The sequence below is a fragment of the Chloroflexota bacterium genome (genome assembly GCA_009840355.1).
Lineage (GTDB): Bacteria > Chloroflexota > Dehalococcoidia > Lucifugimonadales > JADFKI01 > Bin90.
The window spans coordinates 19,999-41,498 of sequence record VXNZ01000024.1; the positions used below are offsets into that span (position 1 = coordinate 19,999).

Annotated in this window: 22 protein-coding genes and 2 tRNA genes; 11 read left to right on the forward strand and 13 right to left on the reverse strand. The window is 57.5% G+C overall.

Annotated elements, in window-relative coordinates; genetic code table 11:
* Window positions 1-143 precede the first annotated feature (143 nt).
* The 5 genes from thyX to lpdA all read right to left on the reverse strand — a co-directional run bounded on the left by thyX (window position 144) and on the right by lpdA (window position 6,565).
* Window positions 144-971, reverse strand: a complete 828-nt coding sequence (gene thyX / locus F4X57_06595; GenBank protein MYC06823.1) for an FAD-dependent thymidylate synthase — start codon at window positions 969-971, stop codon at window positions 144-146.
* A gap of 254 nt (window positions 972-1,225) precedes the next feature.
* Window positions 1,226-2,686: a 2-oxo acid dehydrogenase subunit E2 gene (locus F4X57_06600; GenBank protein ID MYC06824.1), complete on the reverse strand. Its 1,461-nt coding sequence runs from the start codon at window positions 2,684-2,686 to the stop codon at window positions 1,226-1,228.
* 298 nt (window positions 2,687-2,984) lie between these two features.
* Entirely contained in the window at window positions 2,985-3,959 is a 975-nt protein-coding gene (locus F4X57_06605; GenBank protein ID MYC06825.1) for an alpha-ketoacid dehydrogenase subunit beta, read from the reverse strand.
* Between the two features lie 14 nt (window positions 3,960-3,973).
* Window positions 3,974-4,894: a pyruvate dehydrogenase (acetyl-transferring) E1 component subunit alpha gene (pdhA, locus tag F4X57_06610; protein ID MYC06826.1), complete on the reverse strand. Its 921-nt coding sequence runs from the start codon at window positions 4,892-4,894 to the stop codon at window positions 3,974-3,976.
* A 285-nt stretch (window positions 4,895-5,179) separates the two neighbouring features.
* A complete protein-coding gene (lpdA, locus tag F4X57_06615) occupies window positions 5,180-6,565 on the reverse strand; it encodes a dihydrolipoyl dehydrogenase (GenBank protein ID MYC06827.1) in 1,386 nt (461 codons plus the stop codon).
* Window positions 6,566-6,848: 283 nt separating this feature from the next.
* On the opposite strand from lpdA, the gene F4X57_06620 reads away from it, so the two are divergent.
* Together F4X57_06620 and F4X57_06625 are read left to right on the forward strand one after the other, a co-directional pair.
* Window positions 6,849-6,924, forward strand: a tRNA-Phe gene (locus F4X57_06620).
* An 8-nt stretch (window positions 6,925-6,932) separates the two neighbouring features.
* Window positions 6,933-7,009, forward strand: a tRNA-Gly gene (locus F4X57_06625).
* A 55-nt stretch (window positions 7,010-7,064) separates the two neighbouring features.
* On the opposite strand, the gene F4X57_06630 is transcribed toward F4X57_06625, so the two are convergent.
* Entirely contained in the window at window positions 7,065-7,817 is a 753-nt protein-coding gene (locus F4X57_06630) for a histidine phosphatase family protein (protein ID MYC06828.1), read from the reverse strand.
* Between the two features lie 231 nt (window positions 7,818-8,048).
* On the opposite strand from F4X57_06630, the gene F4X57_06635 reads away from it, so the two are divergent.
* The 4 genes from F4X57_06635 to F4X57_06650 all read left to right on the forward strand — a co-directional run bounded on the left by F4X57_06635 (window position 8,049) and on the right by F4X57_06650 (window position 11,409).
* The gene (locus tag F4X57_06635) at window positions 8,049-8,972 is read left to right on the forward strand and encodes an SDR family NAD(P)-dependent oxidoreductase (protein ID MYC06829.1); all 924 of its coding nucleotides are present in this window, start codon (window positions 8,049-8,051) and stop codon (window positions 8,970-8,972) included.
* A gap of 48 nt (window positions 8,973-9,020) precedes the next feature.
* The gene (locus F4X57_06640; protein MYC06830.1) at window positions 9,021-9,974 is read left to right on the forward strand and encodes an SDR family NAD(P)-dependent oxidoreductase; all 954 of its coding nucleotides are present in this window, start codon (window positions 9,021-9,023) and stop codon (window positions 9,972-9,974) included.
* A gap of 258 nt (window positions 9,975-10,232) precedes the next feature.
* Window positions 10,233-10,811, forward strand: coding sequence for a hypothetical protein (locus F4X57_06645; GenBank protein MYC06831.1), 579 nt, complete (start codon window positions 10,233-10,235; stop codon window positions 10,809-10,811).
* Window positions 10,812-10,905: 94 nt separating this feature from the next.
* Window positions 10,906-11,409 (forward strand): HNH endonuclease, encoded by a 504-nt coding sequence (locus F4X57_06650; protein MYC06832.1) that lies wholly within the window; start codon window positions 10,906-10,908, stop codon window positions 11,407-11,409.
* A 145-nt stretch (window positions 11,410-11,554) separates the two neighbouring features.
* Here F4X57_06650 and F4X57_06655 read toward each other — a convergent pair whose 3' ends face one another.
* From F4X57_06655 to F4X57_06685, 7 genes are all read right to left on the reverse strand, one after another.
* On the reverse strand, window positions 11,555-12,532 hold the full coding sequence (locus F4X57_06655; GenBank protein MYC06833.1) for an ABC transporter ATP-binding protein: 978 nt from the start codon (window positions 12,530-12,532) through the stop codon (window positions 11,555-11,557).
* Window positions 12,533-12,655: 123 nt separating this feature from the next.
* Window positions 12,656-13,375, reverse strand: coding sequence for a PHP domain-containing protein (locus tag F4X57_06660; protein ID MYC06834.1), 720 nt, complete (start codon window positions 13,373-13,375; stop codon window positions 12,656-12,658).
* Window positions 13,376-13,558: 183 nt separating this feature from the next.
* The gene (locus tag F4X57_06665) at window positions 13,559-14,449 is read right to left on the reverse strand and encodes a methionine synthase (GenBank protein ID MYC06835.1); all 891 of its coding nucleotides are present in this window, start codon (window positions 14,447-14,449) and stop codon (window positions 13,559-13,561) included.
* Between the two features lie 61 nt (window positions 14,450-14,510).
* Entirely contained in the window at window positions 14,511-14,855 is a 345-nt protein-coding gene (locus F4X57_06670; protein MYC06836.1) for a hypothetical protein, read from the reverse strand.
* An 89-nt stretch (window positions 14,856-14,944) separates the two neighbouring features.
* Window positions 14,945-16,156 (reverse strand): hypothetical protein, encoded by a 1,212-nt coding sequence (locus F4X57_06675; GenBank protein MYC06837.1) that lies wholly within the window; start codon window positions 16,154-16,156, stop codon window positions 14,945-14,947.
* A gap of 79 nt (window positions 16,157-16,235) precedes the next feature.
* Window positions 16,236-17,216 (reverse strand): amidohydrolase, encoded by a 981-nt coding sequence (locus tag F4X57_06680; GenBank protein ID MYC06838.1) that lies wholly within the window; start codon window positions 17,214-17,216, stop codon window positions 16,236-16,238.
* 183 nt (window positions 17,217-17,399) lie between these two features.
* Window positions 17,400-17,702, reverse strand: coding sequence for a hypothetical protein (locus F4X57_06685; protein MYC06839.1), 303 nt, complete (start codon window positions 17,700-17,702; stop codon window positions 17,400-17,402).
* A gap of 214 nt (window positions 17,703-17,916) precedes the next feature.
* On the opposite strand from F4X57_06685, the gene F4X57_06690 reads away from it, so the two are divergent.
* The 5 genes from F4X57_06690 to F4X57_06710 all read left to right on the forward strand — a co-directional run bounded on the left by F4X57_06690 (window position 17,917) and on the right by F4X57_06710 (window position 21,436).
* Complete coding sequence (locus tag F4X57_06690) at window positions 17,917-18,588, forward strand: hypothetical protein (GenBank protein MYC06840.1); 672 nt, start codon at window positions 17,917-17,919, stop codon at window positions 18,586-18,588.
* A gap of 36 nt (window positions 18,589-18,624) precedes the next feature.
* On the forward strand, window positions 18,625-19,596 hold the full coding sequence (locus tag F4X57_06695) for a DUF4268 domain-containing protein (GenBank protein ID MYC06841.1): 972 nt from the start codon (window positions 18,625-18,627) through the stop codon (window positions 19,594-19,596).
* Between the two features lie 197 nt (window positions 19,597-19,793).
* Complete coding sequence (locus F4X57_06700; GenBank protein MYC06842.1) at window positions 19,794-20,063, forward strand: DUF433 domain-containing protein; 270 nt, start codon at window positions 19,794-19,796, stop codon at window positions 20,061-20,063.
* Window positions 20,044-20,367, forward strand: coding sequence for a hypothetical protein (locus F4X57_06705; GenBank protein MYC06843.1), 324 nt, complete (start codon window positions 20,044-20,046; stop codon window positions 20,365-20,367). The genes F4X57_06700 and F4X57_06705 overlap by 20 nt, the downstream gene beginning before the upstream one ends.
* A 34-nt stretch (window positions 20,368-20,401) precedes the next feature.
* Entirely contained in the window at window positions 20,402-21,436 is a 1,035-nt protein-coding gene (locus tag F4X57_06710; protein ID MYC06844.1) for an MtaA/CmuA family methyltransferase, read from the forward strand.
* Window positions 21,437-21,500 lie beyond the last annotated feature (64 nt).

Consider the following 21,500-nt stretch of genomic DNA (forward strand, 5'->3'; position numbering starts at 1 on the left):
ATGGATAAAAGATTGCCACCGGACTTAAATGGAAGTCGGTGTGTAGGTCTCCTCCCCATCAGGGGAAGGCTAGGAAGCAGGCAAGAGCGCCAAACATCACAGCGACCTTCTTACAATACAATAATAGCATGCCATCACCCAATCTACACCTTTGAATACTCCGGCGTCGCCGTCTTCGAGCCATCCGGCAGCGTGTCCACCGCGAAGTCGCCGAATAGCAGCGGCGCTTCCGCTTGCAGGATTTCCAGCACCATTATGGCAACCCTGCGTATTTCCACATCGGCATACGGGCTGGCGCGCATTTCGATGAAGTGTCGCCACGCCCGCACATTGCCGGTTACGAAAATCTTCGTCTCGGTGGCGTTGGGCAGCACTGCGCGCGCCGCTTGTCTGATAGCCTTGCGATGATCCGTCGCCAACTCGAACTTCTCACGCGGAATGGCGGTCTCCAGCGCCTCGACGAGCGCCGCATAACTCGTCGCCGCGCGCTCGATAGCCTCATCAAATGCAAGCTTGACGGATTCGTCCGCCGCATCGTTAATCGCTGGTGGCGCAACGAATCTGCCCGCGCTCTCATCGACATACCGTTGGCTGCGCTGGCTGTATGCGAACCCGGCGCGGTGGCGCACAAGCTCGTGCGTTAGTGAGCGCGACACGCCCGTGAACACAAAGCCATAGTTGATGTGCTCGAACACGCTGCCGTCCTTGGAACGAAGCAGGTTGTTGATGAAGTCACTTATGTCTCTTCTGCCCCTGCCGTAGCTCATATAGCACAGCCGCGCCGAAATTTCGGCAATCGCGGCGGATTCGTCGTTGCCCGCGCGGATGCTGTCCGGAATACCCGGCACGCCCTCGTCATCAAGAAACGCCGCGACCTGTTCCCATACTACCGACGGCTTGGAAACCAGAAATACCTTTGGCTCTCCAATAGTTGCGCTCAAATCCCTGCCATCCTTGATAGCGGTGGGCATATTTTTGCCGTTCCTGCTGTCCAGCCTAGTCCCTTTCACTTCGATGGGGGAAGGTTGGGATAGTGAGGTGAACGCAGATGAACGAAATTGCTGCCTAACCGCAATCTTAAGTTATACGCTCAGCTTATCTTGTGAGTAGCATAACCTGAAAGCTAGCCAAAGTCCCACAATTGCGCAAAAAGCCGGCGGGAGAATCAATCCACCCGCCGGCGAGTTATCGGTAAAGGTTGCGGTCTCCCGCAGTCACAGGGACATTACAGAATAAGACTCAGCGGATTTTCCAGCCGTTGCTTCACATCAATCAGGAACTGAGCACCTTCTGCGCCGTCCACTACGCGGTGATCGGCGGAGATGGTTGCGTTCATCGTCTGGCGAATGACGATATCGTCATCGCGGACGACAGGACGCTTCGCGACCGTGCCTACCGCGAGAATCGCAGTCTGGGGCGGCTGGATTATCGCCACGAATGTACTTACATCGAACATGCCCAAATTGCTAATGCCGAATGTGCCGCCCGTGTACTCGTCAGGACGCAGGGCACCGTTCTGCGAGCGGTCGGCGAGGTCTTTGCTCGCCTGCGCTATCTCCCGCAGCGACATCCGCTCGCAGCCCATTATCGCGGGCATCAGCAAGCCCTCTTCAATCGCCATCGCAATGCCGATGTTGACGCTGTCGTTCGGCCGAATAACATCGCCGTCGAGGTAGGCGTTGAACTTAGGATACTGCTTCAGCGCATCGGCGCACGCCTTGACAATCAGGTCGTTCACCGTAACCCGCACGCCCTCACCTTCAAGCGACTTGTTAATCTGCTGGCGCAGACTCATCGCCTCAGTCATATCGACCTCGGAGGTTACATAGAAGTGCGGCTTTTCTTGCTTGCTGCGCACCGTAACGCGCGCAATCTGCTGCCGCATCCGCGACAACGCCATGCCATCGCTTTCGGCTGTCGACGGTTCCGGCTCGACTTCTTCGACTGCCTCGGCTACCGGCTCTGAGGCAGCCTCTTCTTCAACATCATCATCAGGCGTCTCGACGACTGCTGCTGCCTCTTCCTCAACGACTTCCTCTTCGACAGGCGCTTCGACTTCAGCAACGGCTTCGACGACTTCCGGCTCCTGTTCTTCTACGACCTCAGGCTCTACCGGCTCCGGCTCTTCGTAGTTGAGCACATCGTCCTTGACGATGCGACCGCCGGGTCCCGTTCCCACGACCTTGCTGATGTCGATGCCGCGCTCGCCTGCGATGCGCCGCGCGATCGGGGATGCGCGCAATGGTGCTGATGGCGCCGGCGGCTGGGCGGGTTCGGGTGTAGACTCCGGCTCGGACGTTTCTTCGACCACGCCGGTACTGGCGGCTGGCATGGGAATTGCGCCGCTAGACGCGTTGTCCGGCTCATCGGCGGACGTGTCGTCGCCAGCCGGTTCGTCCGCCGCGCCATCTTCCGGCGCAGCGGCAGGAGCGCTTGCGGGCGCTTCGTCCTGCGCGCCTATGACGGCGATCGGCTCGCCAACGGGCACGGTCGTCCCTGCGGGAACGATGATGCTGTGCAGCACGCCATCCGCATACGACTCGAACTCTACGACTGCTTTGTCGGTCTCGATTTCGGCGATGGGTTCGCCGTTTGCCACCGCGTCTCCCTCACCCTTCAGCCATCGCAGGACCGTCCCTTCCTGCATGTCGTAGCCCATCTGTGGCATTGTCAGTTCTGTTGCCAATCCAAACCCCCTATTGCAAGCAAATCACATAATTAAGTTAAGCGTGTGAAGGATAAAGCGCAAGGTTTTACTAGGCTATGCATTGCGTATTTGCTTGCATACTACGCTGCTGAAACATAGAAAAAGCGCGACAAATAATGTACCTAATCTTTGACGAAGGTTCGCTTTGAATTGCGCGCACCCTAATGCTCTCTGCCTCCATCATAACCTTCTCTCAGAGGGGGATGGGACTTCTGGCAGGCACACATCGTCGCTTGAAGTAGCAGGATTGCGCCAAGTCAAATCACGCCGCGGACTACTAAATGCCGTAGCTATCGTTAAGCGCTTGCAGGACGCGTTCCGCGGTCGGGATCGTGGCGGCTTCTAGCGTGCCGTTGTATGGCGCGGGCACATCTACGCCGCCTACGCGCGCGACAGGTCCGTCTAGGTCGTCAAATGCTTCTTCTTGTATCGTGCTGGTAACCTCGCCGCTGAAGCCGCCGGTGCGCCAAGTCTCTTCGACCACGACGACTCTGTTCGTCTTGCGGACGGACTGCAATACGGTGTCCTTGTCCCACGGTCGCAGTGTGCGCAAGTCGATGACTTCCGCTTGCCTGCCGCGCTCTTCCAGCATCGCCGCCGCCTGCAGAGCGATATGCGTCATGCGTGAGTACGCGACAATCGTAACATCGTCGCCCGATCGCTTGATGTCCGCTTTGCCGAACGGGATTTCGTACCAGTCGTCCGGCACATCGCCGCGCGTGCCGTACAGCAGCGAGTGCTCTGCGAACAGAATCGGATTGCCGTCCTTCATCGCGGTGCGGAACAGGCCAAGCGCGTCATATGGCGTCGCAGGCACCACGACCTTGAGCCCCGGCACGGAGGCGTACCAGTTCTCGAAGCTCTGCGAGTGCGTCGCCGCCAACTGCCCGCCACCGCCGGTTACGGTGCGAATTACCAGGGGCACGGTGAATTGTCCGTCCGACATATAGCGCAGCTTGGCGGCATGGTTGACTATCTGGTCGATGGCGACAAGGCTGAAGTTGATGGTCATAAGTTCGACGATCGGCTTCAGGCCTGCCAGCGCCGAGCCGACGCCAGCGCCGACGATTACGGACTCGGATATGGGCGTGTCCATAACGCGCTCTGGCCCAAATTCGTCGAGGAAGCCACGTGTTACGGCATAAGCGCCGCCGTACGCGCCGATGTCCTCTCCCATGATAAACACCCGGTCGTCTTCTAGAGCTTCGCGCAGCCCCTTTGCGACGGCCTCCCGGAGAATCATCTCAGCCATATCCTACTCCAGAATTATGCGTAAACGTTTCTGTACATCGCGTCCAGTTCGGGCGCGGGACTGTCCTCGGCAAACTGCACGGCATCGCTGATTTCCGCCTCAACCTTCGCGTTGATCTCCGCAAGCTCGCCATCATCCACGACCTCGAATTGCAGCATGAAGTTCTTCAGGCTCTCTATCGGATCTTTGATGCCTAACTCTTCCGCTTCGTCGCGCTCGCGATACATTGTCGGGTCCGCCATAGAATGCCCGCGGTATCGGTAGCACATCGCTTCGATGAAGCGGGGACCACCGTCCTTTCGCATGGACTTAACAGTCTCGCTGACGCATTCATTCATGCCCAACACATCCATGCCGTTAATCTGCACGCCGGGTATGTCGTACGCGGCTGCGGCTTCGTAGATATGCCTGCCGCCGGCGCGCGATCGATCGACGTGTGTGCCCATGCCGTAGAGGTTGTTTTCCAGCAGGAACAGAACGGGGAGCTTCCACACGGACGCCAGATTGAGCGTCTCGTGGAACTCCCCCTGGTTCACGGCGCCGTCGCCGAAGAAGCACACGGTAATGCGGTCTTCTTTGCGATACTTGCTCGCAAGCGCGAGACCCGCAGCGATTGGCATCTGCCCCGCTACGATGGCGTGCCCGCCCATGAAGTGCTTTTCGGAGTCGAACAGGTGCATCGAGCCGCCCTTGCCGCCGCTGCTGCCCGTCGCCTTGCCGCACAGCTCCGCCATGGCTATCTTCGTGTCCATGCCCTTGGCGATGGCGTGCCCGTGGTCGCGGTAATGCCCGATAACATAGTCGTCCGGGCGAAGTGCCGCCATAGTGCCGACCGCGATCGCTTCTTCGCCTATGTAGAGGTGCAGGAAGCCGCGAATCTTGCCCTGCATGTAAAGGCGTCCGCATGCTTCCTCGAATCGTCTAATCAACAGCATCTGCCTGTAGAACTCGGCTAACTGCTGCTTGTTCAGTGTCGATTCCACTTTGGCTTTTCACCTCATCGTCTATCGGCGTATCTAAAGCGTAATTCTGGTGTGCAATCTTGGTTGTTTGGCTGTGTCTCGGCTGTATATTGTACTTGTGCAGACTGACAAGTGTCGCTGCTGCCTAATTCTAAACGCCTAAATGTTATGGCTAGGCATAATCTCCATTCATATTGTTCCTTTCCCGCTGATAGCGGCAGGGTAGGATGGCAGTGAACTGAATTATGCCCGCATCTGCTATATGTGAATGGCTTCGCCTTCGGCTGCGAGCGCCGCTTCCTTAATCGTTTCGGATATGGTCGGGTGCGGATGCACTAACCAGCCGAGCTCGGTGGTTGTGCCTTCGAGCAGGCGCGATAGCCCGACTTCGCCCAGCAACTCGGTCGCCTCCGGGCCTATCATATGCGCGCCTAGCAGTTCGCCAACTTCGCTATCGACGATGAGCTTCACCATCCCGCTCACCTCGCCCATAGCGAGAGCCTTGCCGCTCGCCGCCATCGGGAATCTGCCGACATTGTACGAATATCCGCTGTCCGCCGCCTGTTGCTCGGTCAAGCCGAAACTGGCAATCTGTGGGCGGCAGTATGTCGCGCGCGGCATAAGGGTGTAGTCCAGCGGCATAGGGTTCATGCCCGCAATCGCCTCGACAGCGGTTACGCCCTGCGCGGACGCCACATGCGCCAGCGGCAGCTTGCCCGTTACATCGCCGATAGCATACACGCCCGGCGCATTCGTCCGCATTTTGTCGTCAACGGGGATGAACCCGCGCTCGACATTGACGCCAGCCGCCTCAAGTCCAATACCGTCAGAATTGCCTTGCACGCCAATCGCTACCAACACTTTGTCGCACTCTATCTCGCTGTTCGCGCCGTCTGCATCGGTTACCGTAACGGTAGCAACGCCATCGTTGACGACAACGCTCTTTACCATTGCGCCTGTCTTGTAGCCGATGCCGCGCCGCCGGAATGCGCGTTCGAGGTGCTGGCTGATTTCTTCGTCTTCAAGCGGAACTAGGCGTGGCAGCATTTCGACAATCGTAACTTCCGCGCCGTAAGAATGGTAGATGTCCGCGAACTCCGCGCCGATTGCGCCGCCGCCCACGATGACCACGCGATCAGGCACTTCGCGCAACACAATGGCTTCGCGCGAAGTTAGCACGGTCTCGCCGTCAACGGGAATGTTTGGGATGTGCCGCGCGCGCGCGCCGGTCGCGACTATGATGTGGTCCGCGCTGATGGCGCGTTCTGCGCCGTCGATAGATACGGTGGTGCCGCCGCGCAGCGCACCGCGACCGCTGATGTGCTCCACGTTGTTCTTTCGCAGCAGCGAGCCTACGCCGCCGGTCAAGCGCCTGACGACCTGCCTGCTGCGGTCGATCGCCTTGCCATAGTCATAGCTAATATTGCCGGTGGTGATGCCGTACTTGTCGGCTTCCTTTACGAGGTTGAGCACTTCCGCATTTCGCAGCAATGCCTTGCTGGGGATGCAGCCCCAATTCAGGCACACGCCGCCGACATTGTCATCTTCGATGACCGCCGCGCTCATGCCGAGCTGCCCAGCCCTTATCGCCGCGACATACCCGCCGGGCCCAGCGCCGATAACAACCACATCATAGTCTGCCAATCAAACACCTCGATAGAGAAGCCTTGAAGAGGCGACTTCGCGCAAGCAAAGCCTCTCGAATACCAATCAAGTGTCTATTCTACACTATCCGCGATACTTCAATAAAGCGTGAGACAGCACGCCAATTCCGCAATTCGGCACAAATGCGGATTCTAGGCTTTGTCAAATAGGATGGACAGGATAGACGGAGCCAAGAAACGCACTCCACGTCCTATCCATGCTGCCCATCCTGTTAAACCAAATCTTGACACTTGCAGTCGCGGACATTAACATTATTGGACGCGCCGAGGTAGCTCAGTAGGTAGAGCACAGCACTGAAAATGCTGGTGTCGTCAGTTCGATTCTGACCCTCGGCACCACAGTGTAAGCGGAAGTAGCTCAGGTTGGTAGAGCACATCCTTGCCAAGGATGAGGTCGCGGGTTCGAACCCCGTCTTCCGCTCCAATTCTCACCCTCCCATCCTTGTTCTGTCCGCGCCCCTGTTTGCCCGACTTTCGCGCTAATCTTCGTATGTCGCGCCGCGCAGGTGCGCGGTGTCGTTGATGCAGATGGGAAACCAACCCTCTCGATTGAAGCGGAAACGCGAGACGGATGTGTTTTCCATGACCATCTTCCAGATGAACTGTTCGTCAAAGCCCAGGATGTAGTGCAGGATGCAGCGGGTTGCAATGCCATGCCCCACTATGGCTATTCGCAAAGACTGTGGGCTGTCGTCGAACTCGGAGTTGTAAAGGATTTCATCTTCAAGCCAGTTGGCGCAGCGGCGCTGCACCATGCGGTACGATTCGCCTTGTGGAGGGACAAAATGGCTCGCCTTCGTCCGCATATACGCGACCAATTCAGGCGTCATCAACTCCTCCGTACGTATGCCCCTCCAGCCGGTTGTCCTCTGCTCGACAATGGCATCTACCCGCGTGAAATCCCTGTTCGGTTCCCCCATCGCGTCAAGCATCGTCTGAGTAGTCTGCACGGTGCGAATAAGGCTGGAGCTGTACACCTTGTCAAAGTTAACACCGTCTTGCCTAAGCCTTTCTCCTAGAAGGCGCGCCTGAACGAAGCCTTTGCTTGTAAGCGAAGAATCAGGGTCCAAAGATGTCCGATCCCCCAAGGCATTTGATTCAGACTCCCCGTGTCTTATGAAGTAGATTTCGCAGTCGAAGTTTTCGTGTATCAAGGTGGTGTTCCTCCTGAGTTTGTTATCTTGGCAGCCGATTGTGAGAAACTTTTCAAACATGCGCCGATAAGGTATCATAATTCGCGCGGTTCAAACCGCAACGGACGGTTAAGCGATATTAGCCTTTTGTTAAAGAACCTGCGTTGTCAATGCGCGATTTGCTCTCTTGCAAGAATACCGCGCAGCGAACGCAGGCCGGCATCCGCCATTCCGGTTTGACCTTCTATCGACGGCTTACAAACTGCAATTATCGGCAAACAGACGGCAAAAAGAAAGCAATAATCCTAACCAACATACGGAGGTAGATACATGGGAAACCGCTTAGAAGGCAAGACAGCGGTTGTCACCGGAGCGGGACGCGGCATCGGCAGGGCGACCGCTTTGCTGCTCGCCAAAGAAGGCGCGTCCGTCGTGGTCAACGACCTCGGCTGTGATGTTGACGGCAGCGGCTCTTCGCAAGCACCCGCCGACAGCACGGTAGCGGCAATACAAGAAGCAGGCGGCAACGCCGTCGCCAACTACGACAATGTGGCTGAAATGGACGGCGGCGAGTCGGTCATTCGCGCAGCCGTGGATAACTTTGGACAAGTAGATGTCCTAGTCAACAGCGTCGGCGTGCTGCAAGACCGCATGATATATCGAATGTCCCCTGAAGATTGGGATCGCGTCATCCGATATAATGTCAAGGGCACTTTCGCACCGACGAAGTTCGCCGCGATTCTCTTCCGGCAGCAGCGCAGCGGGCGTGTGGTGAACTTCACATCCGACGCCGGTCTGGGCGACATCGGGCGCTCGAACTACGCGGCGGCATCCGAGGCGATTATCGGCCTGACCCGCACAGTGGGCAGAGACCTCGGGCGCTACGGCGTAACCTGCAACGCGATTTCCCCACTGGTGGAGACGCGCTTGTTCCCCGGCTCCGTCGAAGAGTTCCGTGTGGCGCAGGGTCCATCCCCGTCGCCGGCAGAGCGCGCGGGTATAGGGCAGTCGCCGGCCGTCTCCGACTGGGAAGGCGAAGGCAGCGAGGACGACCCCGCCAATGTCGCGCCGCTGGCTGTGTATCTGTCCACCTACGCAGCGCCGAATGTGAACTGCAATGTGTTCGGCGTGCGCGGCGGCAGCATTTACCTGTATTCCAACCCCGAAATCGCGAACGCCATCCACAAGTGGGGCACATTCACGATGGAGGAAATGGACGAGCTATTCCCCAAGATATTCGGCAAGGGCCTCTAGCCCACGGCTTTGGCAAACCAATACTGCAATCACAGAAAGGAAACAAGCATGGGCAAGAGACTTGAAGGGCGAGTGGCAATCGTTACTGGTGCCGGGCGTGGCATCGGTCGCAGCGTTGCGATGCTTCTTGCCGACGAAGGCGCATCCGTGGTCGTGAACGACCTCGGCGGCGGCGTTGACGGCGTGGGCGGTTCTGACGCACCCGCATCTCAGGTCGTAGCGGAAATCGAATCGCGCGGCGGCACGGCAGTCGCCAACTTCGACTCGGTGGCAGACTACGATTCGGCAGGCAAGATTGTGCAAGCGGCAATCGACAACTTCGGCCGCTTGGATGTGGTGAACCATGTAGCGGGCATCCTGCGAGACCGCATGGTGTTCAATATGACAGAGGAAGAGTGGGACGGCGTGTTGCAAGTCCACCTCTACGGCGCATACAACATGGTGCGCAATGCCGTGCCTCACATGATAAATCAGGGCTACGGCAGGCTAGTGCTGTTCTCGTCCGGCTCAGGCATGGGCGCGTCCGGACAGGCGAACTACGCAGCCGCGAAGGAGGGCATGGTCGGCTTCGCCCGGGCGCTTTCGCGTGAGCTGAACGAACATGGCATTCTGGTGAACGCCGTGTATCCGGGCGGTGCGACCCGAATGACGGAGACCATCCCGGAGAGCACACAGCAGCTTAGGCAGACCCAGCGCCAAGCCGCAGCCGCAGCAGCTGGCGCGAGCCAGGCGACGCAAGGCGCCCCGATTATGGGTCCCCCTGAAGCGCGAGCTCCGGAAAACAACGCTCCGAAAGCAGTCTATCTGTCGTCCGAGAACTGCCAGATAACCGGGCAGGTCATCGGCACGAGCGGCTGGCCCGCGACGCTATACTCGCCGCGCCATGTAATCCGCAGCATCCACAAGAACAGCCGCTGGACGCTCGACGAACTAGACGAGCTAGTTCCCATTTCGCTAGCAAACGGCCTGGTCAATCCAGTCCCACCCACCCCACCAAGATAATAGGGCAGGGTAGGGCGCAAGCAGCAAAAACAACGGGAGCGGCGATCATTCGTCGCTCCCGTTCTGCTTTTCGCGCCACAGTCCCGTCCTCTTATCCCATATCCTCTTATCCATTAAAGGACATACGCATTGCCGAACTCACAAGTCTCTTCCTCTCTTGATGGGGGAAGGCTAGGATGGAAGCACAATCCTATCCATACTATCCATCCTGCCCACCCTGAAAATCCTGTTAAATATGGTATGGTAAAATCGTAAGCGATGAATTGGCTTGATGTTGTACTAATCGGAATTGTGGTAATCGGCGCGCTGCGAGGATACCGCATAGGGTTGCTTGGCGCGTTGGTCAATGTCGCCGCGCTGGTCTTGGCAGCGCTCATCGCGAGCCAGGTCGTTTACGGACTAGGCTTGGTGGGGAACGGTTATTTCCGGCTGTCCGCTTCCGTCATCGTCGTCATATACTGGCTCATCGGCGCGGTTACGGTCGTAGTCATCCAGTATGCTTGGAACATCCTGCGCAGAGCGTTGGGCATCGTCACACTCGGCGCGTCGTCTCTGGTTGACCGCGTGGGCGGGCTGCTGCTTGGAGTCGCGTTGGGTGGCATGCTCGCGGCAATCATCGTGCTGGGACTCGCCAGGCTCACCTATGATTTGCCGCTGGAAAGCACGAACATAGCCGGCGCGGTGCTGAATGTGCGAGAAGGCTTGGAGAGCACGCTTGCGGAGTCCGTCGTCGTAAGACTTTTCATCACGATAGCGGACGACCTGCCGTACGATGCATTCGGATTGATAACGCAAGGCTTCGAGCAAGCGTTAGAATTAGTAGAGAGAAGAATCTAAGCGCGAGCAGACGAATATACGATCAAACGACCATACAACACCGACCACGCACGGACCAGAACACCACGAATTCGGAGCGGGGCTGATAATGTCGATAAACAAGCCTGTCCTGGTGCTCAACCAGAATTATCAACCGCTGAATGTGTGCAACGCGCGGCGCGCGATAGTGCTGCTCGGACGCGGCAAGGCGGAAGCCCTAATCGACGCGGACGAGCACATCGCCACGGTGTCGCGGCGCGTGCCGATCCCGTCCGTCATAAGGCTTATCTATATGGTCAAGCGCCCGGTCGTGCGCCGCAGGATGTCGCGCCGCGCGGTGTTCTACCGCGACGGCTTCCGTTGCCAATACTGCGGCAAAGAGTCGAAAAATCTAACGCTCGACCACATCATCCCGCGCTCTCGTAAGGGTCCTCACGTCTGGGAAAATGTGGTAAGCGCGTGCATTCCCTGCAACCATCGCAAAGCAGGCTTTACGCCGCGCGAGGCAAACATGCGCCTGCTAACCAAGCCCGCCGCGCCGCGCCCAAACCCATACTACATCTTCCACCACCGCCACATCGAAGACGAATGGCGGCAATTTATGCCATGGCTGGAGTGATCTCAATGGTCATATTCAGCGTAGAAGTAATTTTTCGCAACTGGCAAATCCGCTTCCTGCCTGCCGAAGAGCGCGGCAGCGAAGTTGTGCTTGACGCCCTTGGCGATACCGGCGTGTCCGAGCTATGCCTATCCGCCAACACAGTTCACGCATATACGACTGGGTTGTAGCACGCCAGCCGGTGATTAGGCTCCACCTCCACCAGCGGCGGGATGGGCATGGTGCGGCACTGGGTTGTTGCCTTGCTGCATCGCTCTAGGAACGGGCACCTGTCGGGCGCGTCTATCATCTTGGGCGGCGCGCCGCGGATAGGGTTTAGAGCCTGCTGCCCTGTGTCCAAGCGTGGTATCGCTTGGAACAAGCCCCATGTGTACGGGTGCAACGGCTTGGCGAACAGCGCCTTCGTGTCAGTGTATTCCACGACTGAGCCGCCGTACATCACCGCGACCGTCTCCGTCATCTGCGCTATCACACCTAAATCGTGCGTGATGAGCATGATCGCGGAGTGGTTCTCCTCGCGCAGCTGGCTGAGGCGGTGCAGAATTTCCGCTTGCAGCGTTACATCAAGGTTTGAGGTCGGCTCGTCGGCGATTAGCACCTTCGGCTTTAACGCGACGCCTATTGCCATCAGCACGCGCTGCGCCATACCGCCGCTCAGCTGGAACGGGTAGCGATTGAGCATATTCTTGGCGTCCGGTATGCCCATTTGCCCCAGCAGATCGATCGCGAGATTGCGCGCGCGCCTGCGTCCCATGTCCGTGTGTTCCAAGACGATTTCTTCGACTTGCTTGCCGATTGGAATGACAGGGTTGAGCGCCGCGCCGGCGTCCTGGAAGATTAGCGAAATCTCCTTGCCGCGGATGTGCCGTATTTCTTCGGGCGTCATCCTCAACAGTTCCTGCCCGTTGTAGGTGATGCTGCCCTTGACGATTTCGCCGGGGAACGGCACGAGCTGCAGTATGGAAAGCGCGGTAACCGTCTTTCCGGAGCCGCTCTCGCCCACGACTCCGAGGATGGAGTCTTCTTTCAATGTGAGCGAAACACCGTTGACCGCCCTATTCACGCCTTCCTTCGTGCTGAAGTAGGTGTGCAGGTCTCTTATTTCGAGGAGATTTGCAGGCATGGCATATCGTTCGTGGTGGCTGCGTATATGGTTATGGGACGGCTATTGCAGCGTAATTAACGGCGGCGCAATCAATAATGAACGCGTTGACGATCGTGATGTCCGCCGTCTATGCCAGCGCCGTTACACTCGTGCGAGCGCGGGGACGGCGTCGCGCAACGAAATTGCGCTGCACCTGCCCGCCTTTATCTCGGTGATGAGATCGTCAATGTCGCGTATCGGCTGCTGAAAGCGCGTCGCGTAGTTGCCGACTTCCTTGATGGCATGGGCGTCGCTGGCGCCGGTGGTGTGCATGCTGAACCAGTCCGCGATGTCGCTGGCGAAGTGGTTTTCCTCGTCCGTGCCTCGTCCGTTGAAGATTTCCACGGCATCAACCAAGCTGAAGACATGGTTGCGGCAAGCCCGTTCCAGCATCTCTTGGTACGCCTCCTCGCTGGTGTGCGCCTGCTTGCGATAGAAACGGCGGTACGGATGCGCCACCACCATCGCGCCGCCCACCTCGTCCACCAGTTCGCGCACATACGCCGCCTTGTGCATGCCGAAGATGTACTCTGACAAGCCATATACCAAGATATGCCCCTCCTCGGTCGTAACCTCGCAGCCGGCGAGCACAAGGAAGTCGTGCTTGCGCGTTAGGGCTTCTACGTCTTTGGGTTCCCAGAACCTGTCGTGGTCGGTGATGCATATACCGTCAAGACCGAAGCGCTTCGAATTGGTAATAAGTTCTTCAGGAGAATGAAATGCGTCGTCCGAAGTTGGGAAGGTGTGCGTGTGAATGTCTATAAGCAAGTGGAAAGTCCGCCGTGAGGTTCTAATCGCGAAGGTGAGAGTGGCCCAATTCACTCTCCACCGTAACCTTCCCTCATCAAGAGGGAAGGGACATTATAACGTCTGCCCAAGTCTGCCACTGGTATAGCGCAAAGTCAAGGCAGCTACGCCGTTATTGAGCCTAGTATCTTCTGCGATAACGTGAGGACTGTCAAGCGCGGCTATGGCACTGATGGCGCAGTCAATTCCCTTTAATCACTATCGCCCCAACGCATTGATGAGCGCCCTGATGTGTTCCGGCGTTGTGCCGCAGCAACCGCCAAGTATATTCACGCCGACATCGTGCGCCATCACCTTGAACCGCTCTGCCATATATTCCGGCGACTCCGGATATACAATCTCGCCGTTGATGGGCGCCGGTATGCCCGCGTTGGAGTGAATTAGCAGGTAGCCGTCCGTAGCCGCGCGCAGCTCACGGGCGAGTTCGATCATCACGTCGATGCCGTTGCCGCAGTTCGCGCCCACAATGTCCGCGCCCGCTTCTTGCAGCTTGCTGACCGCGTCCGCCGGCTTCGACCCCATCATCGTGAAGAATCCGCGCGGTCCCTTGTCGAAGAACATCGTGGACATCACCACGAGATCGGTGTTCTCCTTCGCTGCGCGCACCGCGATGACCGCTTCGTTGATGTCGATCATCGTCTCGATATTCACCGCGTCCACGCCGCCGTCCGCGAGTGCGACAATCTGCTCGACGAATACTTCGTATGCCTGTTCTTCAGTCAGCGGATTGTCTCGCAGCGGGTCGTTCAGCACCTCGCCGGTCGGTCCAACCGACCCCACGACAAAGCATCCGTCAGGCGCTTGACTGCGGGCGAGTTCCGCGCCCAGCCTGTTGAACTCGGCAGCCCTGTCCGCAAAGCCATAATGACTCTGTCGCAGGCTTGTGCCGCCGAATGTGTTCGTCAGCACCATGTCAGACCCGGCATCGAAGTACGCTTTCGCCATGCCTTGCACCACATCTGGGTGGCTGACATTCCACTCTTCAGGATCACCGTCTTCCAGCCCGTGTTGCTGCAAGTAGCTGCCCGTTGCACCGTCTGAGACTAACAGATCGCCTTTTGCAAGCCGCTGCAAAATCGTGTCCGCCATATTCAATATCCTCTACGTCTTACATCTTGCTTATATCGGTCATTTCGACATTTCGCCGGAATCACTCGTCGAGCCAGTGATTAATCGCACCTGGCATAGCGTCTCGCTGACCGGCATTCTGCAAATCGCGTATTCGTGCCACGAAGTCCGCCGGAAAGTTCGTATTAAACCGCGCCGCGACCGAGTCCGCCGCTTCCTGTGCCGTGCCGCTCACATCAGCAAAGTCGTGCCATTCCCACGCCATCAGGTAATCGTCGCTGCCCATACTCCCGTCGAACATGGCAATCGCATCCACGCCTTGTTGAAAGCGAGCATCGAGAGGCACGCTAACCGGCGGCGCGCCGGCTTCGACCGCCTGTACCTGCACCGGAATCTCCTTCCAGTACATCACCCTAACCTTAACCATACACCGCCCTCAACCAGTATAAGCGAATTATATTCTTGCGAAGAGACACAAGGCATCAAACTCATGCCCGCATGTCCATCATCGCCCGCCTAGAACAGCCCGTCCGTCCCCGGCTCCATACCCATGAAATACCGTCCAGCCGTATCATAATGTGTAAGCCGGCCTTGCACCTGCTGATTGATGACATGCACATCTTGGAAGCGCCGCTGCACCGGATTGCTTTCGAATATCGCGGACGAGCCGCACAGCGTATATGCGATGTCCACCACATCGGCAGCCTTGCGATTGGCGTGCGTGCTGGCGAGTCGCATGTGTATTCGCTGGCTCATCGTCAATGGTTCGCCTGCCGCGACAGATTGCCACACCGCGCCGGCGGATTCACGCAGGAACGCCCGCGCCGAGTGCCAGATAGCCTCTGCCTCGCCGACCTGCCGCTGCGTCGTGGACCAGTCTCGCAGCAATGGTGTCTCCGCTGACATATTGCCTGGCACCTTGCGATTCGCAAGTTCCTTAGCCGCGTCCAAGCCCGCCCTTGCAGCACCAAGCGCCACCGTGGCGAAGCCCGACGCGAATAGCAGCGATGTCGGTATCTGATAGACCGGTCCGTCTTCTCGCGGCGCTGCCGACGGGTCGTATGTGCGGTGCTTGGGGATGAACAACTCGTCCGCCTCGAAGCCCCAGCTCGCCGTGCCGCGCAGACCGTTCACCTGCCAGTTGTTCACCATATCCACTTCCGCCTTCGGGATCAGCAGGATACGCATTTCTTCGCGCGGCACAGCGCCGCCTGCACTCGCGCCGGAGCCGTCTGCGCTGACGATTGGCGTCAGAGCGGCGATCCAGGTCGCGTGGTCGCTGCCGCTGCTGAAGTTCCATCGCCCGCTTAAGCTAAACCCGCCGTCAACCTCGACAGCCCGCGACCGCGACATGGGCGGTCCGTTCGTAATCACGGCGCGCGGGTTGCCGTATATCTCTTCGCGCGTCTTGTCGTTCATCCGTGTGGAGTTTGTGGCGAAGACGTTGTTCTGGTTCATAGACCATCCCACGCTACCGTCCGCCTCGGCGAATATCTGCACGATGCGAAGAAAATCAGGGTGGTCGAGTTGCGCGCCGCCGAGATTGCGCGGCATCAGCAGGCGAAAAAAGCCGGCGTCCGCAATTTCGTCGGACACATCGGTTGGTATCTTGCGCTCTTCGTTGATGCGGCCAGTGTTCGCCGCCACAAGCGCCGCCAACTCCCGCGCCTTCTCGATGTACTTTTCGCTGTTCCGCTCTTTCGAAATCATCGTATCGCCGAACTCCATTCATCAGGACTAGCCGCCGTAATTGTCAGCCTATACATACCATCCGCCCGCAACCGTTCATTGTGCTATTCGCGACCAATTATATCCCCAGCAACGCCTCGACATTCTTGTACAGAATCGCTTCCTTCTCGTCTTCCGTCAGGCTTTCCAGTCCCATAAGCCACGACACGGGCCAGTCGATTGCCATGTCGAAGGGCCAATCAGTGCCGAACAACACGCGTTCCACGCCCACGAGGTCTATCAGCATTCGGAGCGCCCGTTCGTCGTGCGTGAGGCAGTCGTAGTAGAAATCGCTCAGGTATTCGCTCGGCGGCTTGACGATGTGCTCGCGCGCCTCGGAACGTACTTGCCAGCCCCTGTCCATCCGACCGATACCGTAGCATACATATCCACCCGCGTGCGACAGGCATATTCGCAAGTCGGGATGCCTGTCCATCACGCCGCCGAACACGAACGCCGCGAATGTTACCGTGCGGTCGGCGAGATTGCCGATCGTGTTGGGGAGGTGATACTTTGAGGAACGCGGGCTTACGATTGTAGGCCCTCCTTGGTGAATCAGCAGCACCGCGCCGATTTGCTCCGCTGCCGCCCACAGCGGCTCGAACTCCGGGTCGTCGTAGGTCTTGCCGTTCACATGGTCGCCAATCATCGCGCCCTTCAGCCCAAGTTTCACGACCGAGCGTTCTAACTCTGCCACGGAAGCGGCGACATCCTGCATCGGCAGATTCGCCAAGCCGGCGAAGCGCGTGGGATGGTCCTTCGTCAGCTGCGAGACATAATCGTTCGCCTCGCGCGACATTGCCGCTACGGTAGCGGCGTCCTTGTCGTAATTGTAGAAGTACGCGTTGGTTGACAGAACATGCACATCCACGCCGATGGAATCCATGTCCGCCAGCCGCTCTTCCGGCGTCCACGCAGTTCTGGGATTGTAGTTAAGCATCCCGCCGGCGTCATGCATCGTGCCGTACCAGTCTTCGCCTTTTCCCGCAGCCCGCACGAACCCTTCCGGCGAAATATGCGCGTGTATGTCTATGCTTCTGGTCAACTCAACATCTCCCATCCAGTGTTGGGCATAATTATTGGGGATAATCGCCGTTCATTTTGTCCCTTCCCCCTTGATGCGGTAACGTTAGGATGGGCGTGATTTGAACATTGCCCGCCGCTATTCCATCGGCAATGATCCCGTCAATGAGCACGATTACTGCTGATACAGTCTGTGTCGACATATATCGGCAAATTCCCACTACTGCGTTTCAGTCAGCGCGGGCTTGAGATACTCGTCCCACGGGTCCCTAGTTCCGGCGTCCCGTATGCCATTCACCAAGTCAGCGACTTGCCTGCCGTGCCGTGCCGCGATGTCGTCCGCCGTATCGTCGCCGCACAGAGCCACGAGCGCCGTCCGCAGTGCGTCCACATACTCGACCGTCTCGAGCAGCGCGGCTTCCTTGTCCCGACGAGACTTGATGCCTTCCAGCCTTTCGAGCCAGTCGATTCCGCGCTCTACTTCGTCGAAATCGTCATCGCTGAACTTCACAGTAGTAGTCATGCCCGACATCCCTCCAATTGACTGCCTTTATGCTCTCGCCAGCATCCCATCCGTTGCCGAATTGTACCACATGTCTTTTCACACTCATGGGCAGGTTAGGAGGAGGACAAGTACGATAATCATCGCTCATGAGCCGCCACGCCCTGACTTGCCGCATTCACCCGCACGGCTTATTATGTAACATCGCTAATAGACAGTAAGGGGGGGTGCCATCATGATGAAAACAAGCAATACCCTACGGGTGGCGGATGTTCTGGAACGCTACGGAAGCTGTCTTGAACTCGTGCCGATGGACCCGAACTTCAAGAATATAAGCGTTGGACTGTATGTGAAGAACGACATCTGCACGGTGTGGACATTCAGTGGCAAGCGGGGCGTAGAGGCGCGCATCGAACAGATACGCGATCAACTTGTCGCGCTTGGCGGCATGGAAGCGGTATCGGGCACCTACAATCAGGCGCGCTTCGCGTGTGGCTTTCTTCATGAACGACCGATGAAATTCCTGATGACACAGGCAGTGGGCAAGGCGCCGGACTACGCGCCACCGCAGGGCGATATGACCATTCGAGACTCACGCTCGCCGCTGACGATTAAGGTGTCAGGCAGCCAGCGAGACGACGCTTATGTATATTCCGTGTCCGTAGAGGGAGACGCCCCTAGGCCTGCCGTGCGGTTGCGAATGGTCGTTGCGGGCTTTCTGCGCTACGGCGAGATGCAAAAGGTCGGCGACACCGAAGTCGTATTCCCTTGCGGCAGTCGCCACGACGAGCTAATGCGCCTGCTGCTGCCATACTCGCGCAACATTTCCAGCGTGGAAGGCATGATGGCAGCCGAAGCATTGCGAGGGCAGATGACGACAGGAACGCTGGGCTTCTCGCAGACCTAGGCGGACTGGCATGAATGGAGGGGATAAAGGGTTGAGATGACGACGGCGCAGGAATTGGGGACGATTGAGAAGGTGGACATAAGGCAGGTGTGGCCGACCGAACCTGGCCACTTCACGCCCTGGCTTGGCGAGAATCTGGACAAACTGGGTGCTGAAATAGGCTTGGATTTGGAATTAGTAGAGACTGAGGCGCAAGTAGGTCCGTTCAGGCTTGATGTGAGAGCGCAAGACGCAAACATCAGGGGCGAAGTCATAATTGAGAACCAGTTCGGGCACACAGACCACTCTCACCTTGGTCAACTACTGACTTATGCGAGCGGGTTTGACGCAGGCGTAGTCGTGTGGATTGCAGAGAACTTCCGCGACGAGCATAGGGAGGCATTGGACTATCTGAACCATCGAACTGGCGAAGATACGCAGTTTTTTGGTGTTGAAGTGGAGCTTTGGAAGATTGATGGCTCTCGCCCCGCAGTCAACTTCAAGATGGTAGCCTTCCCTAACGAATGGTCACCGAATAGGAGATTAGGTACGATACCTGCATCGGGGCGAGGAGAGCAATATAGGGAGTTTTATCAGACTCTTATAGACACAATGAGGGATGTGCATAAATTTACGAATAGGAAGAAAGCAGGGACTAGAGCCTACTGCACTTTCCCCACAGGACAGACAGGATTTAGTTACACTCCCTATCTCACCACAAGCAACATGAACAGAGCAAGAGTTGAGCTATATCTCAACGGCGATAGCAACAAGAACAAGACATACTTTGACCTGTTAGTGAGCGATAGAGACGACATTGAGTCTGAACTTGGGGAACTTCTGTGGGAGCGATTGGACGATAAGAAAGCGTGTCGTATATCAATTGCACGCCAAGGAAGCATTGACGACGACGAAGAGGCGCTCGAAGAAATTCGGGAGTGGATGGTTGATCGGCTGCTGAAGTTCAAGGAAGTGTTTGGACCTAGGTTGGCGGAGTTGGCGGATGAACCGACAGAGAGGGCGTTATGACGCAGTCGATTACAACTGAGGCGAGAGAAGGCGTTATGGACTCAGGCAAAGCCTGCCGCCCGCCCGTTGACCTCGCCGATGTGCCGAATGACGGTCCACTTTTCGAAGGGACTGATGTGCCGGTGCAGTACATGTTTGCCTATTTGGACGAGGGCTACAACCCGTACACCTTCCTGAAATACTTCCCGTCGGTGGACATGGTGCAGGCTGTTGTGGCGATTAGGGCAAGGGAGCATGTCAACGCTGACGACATCATTCACAGTGAACGGGAGAGGATGAGCGGAACTCCGGTGTTCAAGGGGTCGCGAGTTCCCGTTAGAACGCTGTTCAACTATATATCGTATGGCTACTCTATTGACGGATTTCTTGCGATGTTCCCGACTGTCGAGCGTGAGCAGGCGCTCAAAGCCCTTGGAATAGCAAGTGACGCCTTGGAAAGCATCGCTTATGAAGCTGCTGCTCAATGAGAACATGCCGCATGCCTTTCGGCATGACATACCGGGGCATGATGTGCGAACAGCCGACTATATGGGGTGGAAGGGCAGAGTCAATGGTGAGTTGCTTGCTCTAGAAAGGGATGAATTCGATGTGATTATCACTCTCGACAAGAGCATGGAAAATCAGCAAAATCTGACTGAAGACGATGTTGGTCTAATGGTTATCAGGGCTGGAACGGATGACATAAATGTGCTGAGGACACTCATACCCTGGATACTGGAGGGTCTGAATACTATCAGGCGCGGCGAAATCGTCCGCATATTTCCATTGTAATAGACTAATCGAAATCTAATGAGGAGACCCCACAATGCCATTTACCGAAACCATGACGCCGCGAGAGCGGGTGATGAACGCGCTTGCGGGCTTGCCTGTCGATCGCACGCCCGTCGCCAATCCGACAAATGTGGCGACTGTTGAACTTATGGACTTGGTGGACGCGCCGTTCCCGGACGCCTGCCGCGATCCCGAACTCGCCGCTCGTCTCGCAGCCACCGGCTACACCGAACTCGGCTTCGACGCCGTAATGCCGTACTTCACCATCATCCAAGAATCAGCCGCGCTCGGCTGCGAGATGCAGTGGGAAGAAAAGGACAACTGGCCCACCGTGCGAATGGTCAACCCGATATGGAAGGGTTTGGACGACATTCACATCCCGAAGGGCTTCTTGGAGCATCCGGACAACCTCACCATAACGCGCTCTATTGGCCTACTGAAGGAAGAATTCGGCGACGAAGTTGCGATTATCGGCAAGACGATGGGACCGTGGACGCTCGCGTACCATGTGTTCGGCGTGGAAACCTTCCTGCTGATGACCGTCGACGACCCTGACATGACTGTGCGCTGCTTGGACGCACTGAAGGAAATCTCCGTGCTGTTCGGGCAAGCGCAGATAGACGCAGGCGCAGACGCGCTCACGTTCCCTGACCACGCCACCGGCGATCTGGTCAGCGGCGAATACTACCACCGCTTCCTGCTGGAGATACACAAGGAGATGGAAGAGCGGCTGGATGCACCGCTGATTTTGCACATCTGCGGCAACACACTTGACAGGATGCCGTGGATAGCGCAGACGGGTATGGCGGCGTTCCACTTTGATTCCAAGAACGACCCACACGCGGCGATGGAAGCGGTGGACGGCGGAATCAATCTGGTGGGGAACATCAACAATCCTGAAACTCTGTACGCGCGCGGTCCCGCCGAAGTGCGCGAAGAGGTGCATCGCTGCCTGGACGCCGGTGTACAGCTGGTCGCGCCGGAATGCGCGATCCCGCTGGCGACTAAGCTGGAGAACCTGCTGGAGATTCCACGCGCGGTGAAGGAGTGGCACGCCGCCCATGACTAATATTTCAAGGGGCAGGTGAGGGGAAAGGGCAGGTGAGGGGAAAGGCAACGAATGATAACTGCCC

Coding starts and splice junctions, on each gene's coding strand:
- thyX (MYC06823.1), bottom strand. CDS start 971: ATGCCCACCGCTATCAAGGATGGCAGGGATTTGAGCGCAACTATTGGA.
- F4X57_06605 (MYC06825.1), bottom strand. CDS start 3,959: ATGGCTGAGATGATTCTCCGGGAGGCCGTCGCAAAGGGGCTGCGCGAA.
- pdhA (MYC06826.1), bottom strand. CDS start 4,894: ATGCTGTTGATTAGACGATTCGAGGAAGCATGCGGACGCCTTTACATG.
- F4X57_06630 (MYC06828.1), bottom strand. CDS start 7,817: ATGATACCTTATCGGCGCATGTTTGAAAAGTTTCTCACAATCGGCTGC.
- F4X57_06635 (MYC06829.1), top strand. CDS start 8,049: ATGGGAAACCGCTTAGAAGGCAAGACAGCGGTTGTCACCGGAGCGGGA.
- F4X57_06640 (MYC06830.1), top strand. CDS start 9,021: ATGGGCAAGAGACTTGAAGGGCGAGTGGCAATCGTTACTGGTGCCGGG.
- F4X57_06645 (MYC06831.1), top strand. CDS start 10,233: ATGAATTGGCTTGATGTTGTACTAATCGGAATTGTGGTAATCGGCGCG.
- F4X57_06655 (MYC06833.1), bottom strand. CDS start 12,532: ATGCCTGCAAATCTCCTCGAAATAAGAGACCTGCACACCTACTTCAGC.
- F4X57_06665 (MYC06835.1), bottom strand. CDS start 14,449: ATGGCGGACACGATTTTGCAGCGGCTTGCAAAAGGCGATCTGTTAGTC.
- F4X57_06670 (MYC06836.1), bottom strand. CDS start 14,855: ATGGTTAAGGTTAGGGTGATGTACTGGAAGGAGATTCCGGTGCAGGTA.
- F4X57_06675 (MYC06837.1), bottom strand. CDS start 16,156: ATGGAGTTCGGCGATACGATGATTTCGAAAGAGCGGAACAGCGAAAAG.
- F4X57_06680 (MYC06838.1), bottom strand. CDS start 17,216: ATGGGAGATGTTGAGTTGACCAGAAGCATAGACATACACGCGCATATT.
- F4X57_06685 (MYC06839.1), bottom strand. CDS start 17,702: ATGACTACTACTGTGAAGTTCAGCGATGACGATTTCGACGAAGTAGAG.
- F4X57_06690 (MYC06840.1), top strand. CDS start 17,917: ATGATGAAAACAAGCAATACCCTACGGGTGGCGGATGTTCTGGAACGC.
- F4X57_06695 (MYC06841.1), top strand. CDS start 18,625: ATGACGACGGCGCAGGAATTGGGGACGATTGAGAAGGTGGACATAAGG.
- F4X57_06700 (MYC06842.1), top strand. CDS start 19,794: ATGGTGCAGGCTGTTGTGGCGATTAGGGCAAGGGAGCATGTCAACGCT.
- F4X57_06705 (MYC06843.1), top strand. CDS start 20,044: ATGAAGCTGCTGCTCAATGAGAACATGCCGCATGCCTTTCGGCATGAC.
- F4X57_06710 (MYC06844.1), top strand. CDS start 20,402: ATGCCATTTACCGAAACCATGACGCCGCGAGAGCGGGTGATGAACGCG.